This window comes from Streptomyces sp. NPDC054841 (assembly GCF_053611045.1).
In genome coordinates, this window is record NZ_JBSGZO010000423.1 from 1 (window position 1) to 7485 (window position 7485).

7 protein-coding genes are annotated in these 7485 nt (G+C 71.1%); 2 read left to right on the plus strand and 5 right to left on the minus strand.

The features are described from left to right. On the minus strand, positions 1–1271 hold a 1271-nt coding region (locus ACWGI8_RS35300; protein WP_453667294.1), incomplete at its 3' end, for a hypothetical protein. A 369-nt stretch (positions 1272–1640) separates the two neighbouring features. Here ACWGI8_RS35300 and ACWGI8_RS35305 point away from each other — a divergent pair. Continuing rightward, positions 1641–3494, plus strand: a complete 1854-nt coding sequence (locus tag ACWGI8_RS35305) for an endonuclease/exonuclease/phosphatase family protein (RefSeq protein ID WP_453667296.1) — start codon at positions 1641–1643, stop codon at positions 3492–3494. A gap of 20 nt (positions 3495–3514) precedes the next feature. On the opposite strand, the gene ACWGI8_RS35310 is transcribed toward ACWGI8_RS35305, so the two are convergent. Then, the gene (locus ACWGI8_RS35310) at positions 3515–4222 is read right to left on the minus strand and encodes an antibiotic biosynthesis monooxygenase (protein WP_453667297.1); all 708 of its coding nucleotides are present in this window, start codon (positions 4220–4222) and stop codon (positions 3515–3517) included. A gap of 91 nt (positions 4223–4313) precedes the next feature. Beyond that, positions 4314–4946, minus strand: coding sequence for a hypothetical protein (locus tag ACWGI8_RS35315; RefSeq protein WP_453667299.1), 633 nt, complete (start codon positions 4944–4946; stop codon positions 4314–4316). Between the two features lie 151 nt (positions 4947–5097). Between ACWGI8_RS35315 and dapA the strand changes: the two genes are divergently transcribed. Further along, on the plus strand, positions 5098–6027 hold the full coding sequence (dapA, locus tag ACWGI8_RS35320) for a 4-hydroxy-tetrahydrodipicolinate synthase (protein WP_453667300.1): 930 nt from the start codon (positions 5098–5100) through the stop codon (positions 6025–6027). On the opposite strand, the gene ACWGI8_RS35325 is transcribed toward dapA, so the two are convergent. Next, positions 6012–6218 (minus strand): hypothetical protein, encoded by a 207-nt coding sequence (locus tag ACWGI8_RS35325; RefSeq protein WP_453667302.1) that lies wholly within the window; start codon positions 6216–6218, stop codon positions 6012–6014. The two genes, dapA and ACWGI8_RS35325, sit on opposite strands and share 16 nt — an antisense overlap. Positions 6219–6311: 93 nt before the next feature. After that, on the minus strand, positions 6312–7313 hold the full coding sequence (gene dapD, locus ACWGI8_RS35330; RefSeq protein WP_453667304.1) for a 2,3,4,5-tetrahydropyridine-2,6-dicarboxylate N-succinyltransferase: 1002 nt from the start codon (positions 7311–7313) through the stop codon (positions 6312–6314). Between the last annotated feature and the right edge of the window lie 172 nt (positions 7314–7485).

Sequence of the window (7485 nt, forward strand, 5' to 3'; positions counted from 1 at the left end):
GCGGCGTCCAGCTGCGCCGCGATCGTGTCGATGGCGAGCCAGAAGATCATGGACTCGGGCGGCGCCGGCACATCCGCGCTGCCCCGCTCCGCGAGCCAGACACGGGCGAGCCCGCCCAGCTCCGGGTCGTCGAGGACCTCACGGACGGCCGGTTCGGCGTCCGCGCCGACCAGCGCGAGGGCCTGCTGGCAGTGCAGCCGGCGCAGCGGCGCGCCGGCGTCCTCCCCGCGCGCGGCGGTGAGGAGGTCGCGGGCCGCCCCGACCGGGGTGCGCAGGGCGAGCCACCGCACCGTCTCCGCCCGCGCCGACATCTCGGGGTAGTAAGCGACCCCGTCGAGCAGCGCGTCCGCGTCCTTGTCCGCGAGGTCTCCCACGGCCGGCGCCACCACGCCCGCCTCCAGCATCCGGGCCCTGATCCCGTACAGCCCGAGCGGAGTGAGCTTCACCATCCCGTAACGGGTGACGTCTTCCTCCTCCGCGGCGGACACGGACGGGGCGGACTCCGCGCCCTCCTCGACCATCAGGGCCTCGTCGACCGGCCGGTACTCGACGAGACCGATCGGCTCCAGCAGCCGGAACTGGTCGTCCAGCCGCATCATCGCGTCGGACACCTGCTCAAGGACGTCGTCGGTGGGCTCCCCCATGTCGTCGGGCACGATCATCGACGCGGCCAGGGCGGGCAGCGGCACCGCCCCTTCCCCCGCCCCGCCCTCCGTGACGGTGAGCAGGTAGAGGTTGCCGAGGACGCCTTCGAGAAACTCGCTCTCCGCCTCGGGGTTCCAGTCCAGCGCCTCGAGGTCGATAGCGCCGTCCTCGCCGATGACGTCGGTCAGATCGTCCAGCAACGGCGCGATCGCGTCGGCGAACACGGCGTCGAACGCGTCCTGCCAGAGCGTGAGCACGTCCTGCGGGCTGCCCCCCGTGATCAGCGTGAGATTGCCGCCCGTGGCGACCGTGCCGTGCTCGGCCCGCTCGTCCTCCGGGTCGACGACCTCGACGAGCCCCGTGTCCACGGCGATCCGCCATGCCTCGCTCGCGTCCGCCGCCCCGTCCGCGTCCGCCGTGAGCCCCAATGCCGCGGCGGCCGCGGGCAGTTGCTCCTCGATGAGTTCGCCACCCGCCCCGACCCTGGTCCCAGGTCCGGCCCAGCGCGCGATCCGTACCGCCCTCGCCAGCAGCGGCGCGCCGAGCGCGTCCCGCGCAAGCTCCGCGTCCGAGTGCAGCCTCACCGGCGGCATGGTGGGGCGTGCGGCGGGGCGGTCTACTGGCATCTGGTGGCTCTCCTCGACTGTGCGCGTACTGGTCTGTGTGGCTCGGTTCGTCTCCGGGGCGCTCCGGCCCTGTCGACGGTCGATCGTGGTCGGTCGATCGTGCTCGGTCCCTCGTTCCTCGGAACGTCCACCCGCGCGGCGGTAGCCGCGCATCGATCGCAGCCTCCCTTCCGACAGCGGCGCGCTCCTTCGGCTCGCTCGCGCTCGGGGCGGCCCCCAGCGTAGACGCATTTCACCCGATGCCATCCGGTTCATGTACTCGTCAACCGCCGTACACCCGGCGCCTCTTGACAAGTGGTGCGCTCTGCCAAGAGATTGACGCGCGTAGATCTTATGAGCCACCCCCAACCCTCACTCGGAGTTACCGTCATGCCTTCCATACCGAGACCTGCCGCCGTCGCGGCCGTCGTGGCCACCGCTCTGGCCGCCGGTCTGCTCGCCGGCTCCTCCTCGGCCGCGGCCGACGCCGATGCTGTCGCAGACACCACGGCCGGCGTGCGCATTCATGACATCCAGGGCACCACCCGCACCTCCCCCCTCGTGGGGCAGCAGGTCAAGGACGTCGAGGGCATCGTCATCGGCGTGCGTACGTACGGCTCCTCCCGCGGTTTCTGGATCCAGGACCAGCAGGCGGACAACGACCCGGCCACCAGCGAGGGCCTCTTCGTCTTCACCGGCGCCGCGCCCACCGTCGCCGTCGGCGACGCCGTGAAGGTCTCGGGCACGGTCGGCGAGTACGTCCCCGGCGGCCTGAACTCCGGCAACCAGTCGCTCACCCAGATCTCCAAGCCCACCGTCACGGTGGTCTCGTCCGGCAACGCGCTGCCCGCGCCGGTCACCGTCTCCGCCCGGTCGGTGCCCTCGGCGTACGCGCCCGAGGGCGATCCGGCCGCCGCGAACAGCATCAACGCGCTGCCGCTGAAGCCCGGTTCGTACGCGCTGGACTACTACGAGTCGCTGGAAGGCACCAACGTACGGATCGGCACCTCGCGTGTCGTCGGCGCCACCGACCCGTACAACGAGCTGTGGGTCACGGTGAAGCCGAAGGAGAACGCGACCCGGCGCGGCGGCACGCTCTACGGCTCGTACGCCTCCCAGAACACCGGCCGGCTGCAGATCCAGTCGCTGATCCCGCTCGCCCAGCAGCCCTTCCCGAAGGCGAACGTCGGCGATGTGCTGACCGGCACGACCGAAGGCCCGCTGGACTTCAACCAGTTCGGCGGCTACACGATCACGGCGCGCACCCTCGGCACGGTCACCGACGGCGAGCTGGAGCGCGAGAGCACCCGTGCGCAGCGCCGCGGCGAGCTGGCCGTCGCCACGTACAACGTGGAGAACCTGGACCCGTCCGACCCGCAGGAGAAGTTCGACGCGCTGGCGAAGGCCGTCGTCGACAACCTCGCCTCGCCCGACATCCTCGCCCTGGAGGAGATCCAGGACAACACCGGCGCCAAGAACGACGGTACGGTCGCCGCCGACCAGACGATCAAGAAGTTCACGGACGCGATCGCCGCGGCCGGCGGCCCGGCGTACGAGTTCCGGACGGTCGACCCGGAGAACAACAAGGACGGCGGCGAGCCCGGCGGCAACATCCGCCAGGTGTTCCTCTTCAACCCGGAGAGGGTCTCCTTCACCGACCGTGCGGGCGGCGACGCGACGACCGCGACCGGTGTCGTACGGGAGAAGGGCCACGCCGCCCTGACCCTGTCCCCCGGCCGGATCGACCCGGCGAACACCGCATGGGAGAGCAGCCGCAAGCCGCTCGCGGGCGAGTTCGTCTTCCGCGGCCGTACGGTCTTCGTCATCGCCAACCACTTCGGTTCGAAGGGCGGCGACGAGGGCCTGACCTCGCACCACCAGCCGCCGGTCCGCTCCTCCGAGGCCAAGCGCCTCCAGCAGGCGCAGGCCGTGAACGTCTTCGTCAAGGACATCCTGAAGGCGCAGCGGAGCGCCGATGTCGTCGTCCTCGGCGACATCAACGACTTCGAGTTCTCGGCGACGACGAAGGCTCTGACCGACGGCGGCGCGCTGTACCCGGCGGTCAAGTCCCTGCCGCGCAGTGAGCGTTACTCGTACGTCTACCAGGGCAACAGCCAGGTGCTGGACCAGATCCTGACCAGTCCGTCGATCGACGACTTCAGCTACGACAGCGTGCACATCAACGCGGAGTTCGCGGACCAGAACAGCGACCACGACCCGCAGGTGCTGCGTTTCCGCCCGTAGTCCCGTTCCGTTCCGGACCGTTACACGCCCGTGCTCAGGCTGAGTGCGGGCGTGTAGCGCGTCACCCTGCTGCCCACGAGGCCCGGGTAGCGCTGGACGCGCTCCCACAGCTCCGTGCTCGAACCGACGCCGTCGCCGGGTGCTTCGAGCGCCTCCCGGTGGGCCTGCTCGCTCTCCCACTCGGCGTAGTTGAGGACACGGGCGCCGTCCGTGCTGATGTGGAAGTGGGCGGAGATGCCGCCGGGGTGCGTGTGCGGGTCGTTGTCGAGTGCGGTGAACACCGCGTCGACCCAGTCCCGTTGCCGCGCCGGGTCGGGCCCGTCGAAGTCGGCCTCGACGATGACGACGCAGCCCGGCTCCGTGGTGTCGCCGGCTGCCCGCCCGCCGCTGCGGTAGGGCACGTAAGAGCGGAGTCCGAGCCGCTCGATGCCGGGTACGGCGGCGTCGATCTCGTCGTTCCGCTCGTCCCGGAAGGTGCGGAGAAAGTCCTGATAGGCGTCCTCGCCGGTCCACTGCGAGTAGTGGAGCAGCGTGGTGCCGTCATTGGATGTGTACACGCTGTACGAGAGCAGGCCGACGTCGGGCCAGTCGCGGCGCTGCCAGGCCCGTGCGATCGCCTCGACGGCGGCCTGCTGCCGCTCGGGCGTACCGACGTGCCAGGTGCCGGCCTTGACGATGCCGACGCCGGGCCGGGTCAGGTCGGGGCGGACGGACAGCTGCACGGTCATCGGGATCCTCCTGTGAGCGATCATTCGTTCCTTCGATGACCATGCTCGAACTTCAACCTTGGTTGAAGTCAACTGTCTGCCCGTCGCCCGCTCAGCCCGACGCACCGACCTCGTTGTCGGGGGCGCCGTCGCCGACGGGCGGGAGGTCACCCCGCTCGACCGGCGGCGCATCGGGCGCCTCCTCGGGGAGGATCCGGTCCAGCTCACGGTCGTCCGCGCGATGGGCGGCCCGGGCCGCGGCGCGCAGGGTCGCACGGTCCACGGAGCGGTCGGCGGCGACCCGGACGACATGACCGTCCTCGGCGCGGGCGTACTCGTGGCGGCCGCCGGCCGAGCGGTACCAGGTCGCGTCGCCGTCCGCCTCGCAGGTGACCGGAGCGTCGCCTGCCGAATCGACGTGCGTGGAGCGGCAGTTGGCCTCGGTGAGGCTGCCGCGGTCGACGACCAGATGGACCTGGCCGCCGCCCGGGGCCTGGACGTAGGTGCTCTGGAAACCGTCGTCGCCGGACGGGCCGAGGGACTGCTTCGCAAGCTCGAAGCCGGGCACGTCGGTGACGTAGATCAGCTCCATGGCGGACTCCAGGCTCCGGGCCCGGGCCTCCAGCGCGGCGCGGTCGGGGGCGGGAGCGGGAGCGTCGCCGGGCCGGTCGGCGGCCCGCTCCGTACCGCAGGCGGCGAGGACGAGAAGCAGCGGGAGCACGACGAGACGCGCGGTACGGATCATGCGCCCCATCCTGCCTCAACGACCAACACTCGTACGGTCGTTCGCGCTTCATGAGAGGTGGCCACTCCTCGCCACTCTTCAGTGCTGCTTCCCCTTCATCACAAGGAGAACTAAGTGGACCTTCACGGTCGGGGCGGCTGACACTTCGGACATGACGACACCACCCTCACACCCACGCCCGCGACCCTTCGGCCGCGCCCTCTGCGCGATGATCACGCCCTTCACCGCCACGGGCGAACTGGACCTGGACGGCGCACGGAAGCTCGCCGCGCATCTGGTGGCCGGGGGCTGCGACGGTCTCGTGCTGAACGGCACCACCGGCGAGTCCCCCACCACCACCGACGCCGAGAAGACCGCGCTCGTACGGGCCGTGCGCGAGGCCGTCGGTGACCGGGTGAGCATCGTCGCCGGCGTCGGCAGCGCGAGCACCCGGCACACGGTGGAGCTCGCCCGGTCCACCGAGGCGGCGGGCGCCGACGGCCTGCTCGTCGTCACGCCGTACTACAGCCGCCCGCCACAGGCTGCCGTCGAGGCGCATTTCCGGCAGGTCGCCGACGCGACCGGAGTCCCCCTGATGCTGTACGACATCCCCGGTCGTACCGGCACCCGCATCGAGCCGGAGACGATGCTGCGCCTCGCCGGCCATCCCCGGATCGTGGCCGTGAAGGACTGCGCGAACGACCTGCTCGGCAGTACCAAGGTGATCGCCCGGACCTCGCTGGCCTACTACTCGGGTTCCGAGGAGCTGAATCTGGCGCTGTACGCGCTGGGCGGCGCGGGCTTCGTGAGCACGGTCGCGAATGCCGCCCCGCGCCCGATGCGGGCGGTGCTCGACGCCTACGACGCGGGCAGGACGGCGGAGGCCGCCGGGCTCAACCAGCACACGGTCCCGCTCGTCGAGCTGATGATGGCGTCGGGGCTGCCGGGCACCGTGACCGCGAAGTCGCTGCTGGACCGGCTCGGTCTGCCGGCCGGGCCGGTCCGGGAACCGCTGCAGCCCGCCGGCCGTGGGACGGCCGACGGGCTGCTGGCTGCGTTCGAGGAGCTGGCTCGGTCCTCCCTCGCTCAGCCGGGCAGGTGAGACGCGTCGAGGACCTTGGCATGCTCCAGGACGTCCTCGAGCGGATCGTCGATCTGACCGGTCGAGATCAGCGCCACGGAAGGCGCGTTGTGCGAGTCGGTGTGCGTCTCGTCGGCGTACGCGACGCCCGACGGCTGCGCCACCACCAGCAGCAGCGTCGACGTTCCGAGTGCGGTCCGCCTGATCTTCATGTCGCTTCCTCGCCTTGACTGTTCGTATGGCTCTGCGTTCACCCGTTTATCCGCACGGCGGGATCAAAGGTTACGCAGAGTCACGCGAACGCGTCAGTTGTGGCTGTGGAGCACTTCGTTGAGACCGCCCCAGACCGCGTTGTTCGGGCGGGCCTCGACGGTGCCGGTCACCGAGTTGCGGCGGAAGAGGATGTTCGACGCGCCGGAGAGCTCACGGGCCTTGACGATCTGGCCGTCGGGCATCGTGATGCGCGTACCGGCGGTGATGTAGAGACCGGCCTCGACGACGCACTCGTCGCCGAGCCCGATCCCGACGCCCGCCTCGGCGCCGATCAGGCAGCGCTCGCCGATGGAGATGATGACGTTGCCGCCGCCGGAGAGGGTGCCCATGGTGGAGGCGCCGCCGCCGATGTCGGAACCGTCGCCGACGACGACACCCGCGGAGATCCGGCCCTCGACCATGGAGGTGCCGAGGGTGCCGGCGTTGAAGTTGACGAAGCCCTCGTGCATGACCGTGGTGCCCTCGGCCAGGTGCGCGCCGAGCCGTACGCGGTCGGCGTCGGCGATCCGGACACCCTTGGGGGCGACGTAGTCCGTCATCCGCGGGAACTTGTCGATGGACGTCACCTGGAGGTGCAGACCCTCGGCGCGGGCGTTGAGCCGCACCTTCTCGACGTCGTCCACGGCGACCGGACCGAGCGAGGTCCAGGCGACGTTGGAGAGCAGCCCGAAGAGCCCTTCCAGGTTCTGTCCGTGCGGGCGGACGAGGCGGTGGGAGAGCAGGTGGAGCCGCAGGTAGGCGTCGTGCGCGTCGAGCGGCTTGTCGTCGAGCGAGGCGATGACCGTACGGACGGCGACGATCTCGACCCCACGGCGGGCGTCCACGCCGATGGCCTTGGCGGCCCCCTCGCCGAGGGCGTTCACCGCCTGGTCGGGCGTGAGCCGCTCGGTGCCGGCCGGACCGGGCTCGGCGGTGAGCTCGGGGGCGGGGAACCAGGTGTCGAGAACGCTGCCGTCGCCGGCGATGGTGGCAAGGCCGGCGGCGACGGCGCCGGCGGCGCGAGGTGCAGTGGTGCTGTCGGGCGAGTCAGTCATATGGAGAACCTAACCGGCCGGGGCGGGCCGGGGCGAACCGGTCTCAGGTGCCGGTCGCCGCGCCGACGGCCCGTCCCCTGTGCGGCCCGGCGGCGCGGTGCGGTTCAGGGCCGCTGGCCCGGCTTGTCGACGACGCGGGTCTCGACCCGGGCGATGTCGACGTAGACGGTGT

What these genes read in the sequence shown, in the direction of transcription:
- ACWGI8_RS35305 (WP_453667296.1), top strand. Translation starts at nt 1,641, where the DNA reads ATGCCTTCCATACCGAGACCTGCCGCCGTCGCGGCCGTCGTGGCCACC.
- ACWGI8_RS35310 (WP_453667297.1), bottom strand. Translation starts at nt 4,222, where the DNA reads ATGACCGTGCAGCTGTCCGTCCGCCCCGACCTGACCCGGCCCGGCGTC.
- ACWGI8_RS35315 (WP_453667299.1), bottom strand. Translation starts at nt 4,946, where the DNA reads ATGATCCGTACCGCGCGTCTCGTCGTGCTCCCGCTGCTTCTCGTCCTC.
- dapA (WP_453667300.1), top strand. Translation starts at nt 5,098, where the DNA reads ATGACGACACCACCCTCACACCCACGCCCGCGACCCTTCGGCCGCGCC.
- ACWGI8_RS35325 (WP_453667302.1), bottom strand. Translation starts at nt 6,218, where the DNA reads ATGAAGATCAGGCGGACCGCACTCGGAACGTCGACGCTGCTGCTGGTG.
- dapD (WP_453667304.1), bottom strand. Translation starts at nt 7,313, where the DNA reads ATGACTGACTCGCCCGACAGCACCACTGCACCTCGCGCCGCCGGCGCC.